This window comes from Kaistella pullorum (assembly GCF_014837035.1).
GTDB lineage: Bacteria > Bacteroidota > Bacteroidia > Flavobacteriales > Weeksellaceae > Kaistella > Kaistella rhinocerotis.
The window spans coordinates 1-702 of record NZ_JACSPS010000026.1; the positions used below are offsets into that span (position 1 = coordinate 1).

The 702-nt window shown below is 36.6% G+C and carries 1 protein-coding gene; it reads right to left on the minus strand.

Going from position 1 to position 702, the window contains the following annotated elements:
- Positions 1-149 precede the first annotated feature (149 nt).
- Positions 150-671 (minus strand): hypothetical protein, encoded by a 522-nt coding sequence (locus H9628_RS11920; RefSeq protein ID WP_251834364.1) that lies wholly within the window; start codon positions 669-671, stop codon positions 150-152.
- Positions 672-702: the final 31 nt, after the last annotated feature.

The following is a 702-nucleotide window of genomic DNA, read 5'->3' on the forward strand; positions in this document are numbered from 1 at the left end:
AACGGTTTGGTGCTTGGCGAAGAAGCGGATTTTGAAGCACTAAACTGTCAGCTAGCACTGAATTTGATACGAAGCACAAAGCTTCATTTAAGCACTGAACCCGCTTTTTTGCCAAGCGCCTGTTATAAGCCGTTTTTTCTGTCATTTGGTTAATCGTATGTCCATTCTGTCAATGTCAGTAAGTTTGATTTCCTGTCTACCGAAATAATCAAAAAGTAATAGGTATAAACCCAACTTTCGGGTTCAATTACTCTTTCATCTTCTTTGTCGAACCAGTCCTTTGATAAAATATAAAACTCGTTGTCCCCAAATTCTTTGTGAATTTCAAAATATCTGTCGAGCAGTTTAGCAAATTCGTTTTTATCGTCACCCCAGTCCGGTTCATTTAAAAAGTCAATAAGAAATTTTGATACTTCTTGTTTGTCCGTTTTCTTGAAGTCGGTGATTTTTATTTTGTCAACGTCAAAAGCTTGTCTCAAATAACCATTGTCTGGTTCAGCTTTTACAAAGTCACGCAAACTGTCAAATGAGAATTTTTTTGAGCGAATGAAGGTGTCAACAATTTGGTCGTTGCTAATTAGTTCGTCAACCCCAATAGCAAATTCTGTCAAGTTTATACCTTGATAGCCTTCGTTAATTTCGATATGTCTTTTGGTATCGATGGTTGTCATTAAAATGGCTTATAACGGTTGGGTATTTCTG

Excerpts from the sequence above, each read along its gene's own strand:
- H9628_RS11920 (WP_251834364.1), bottom strand. The coding sequence starts at position 671 with ATGACAACCATCGATACCAAAAGACATATCGAAATTAACGAAGGCTAT.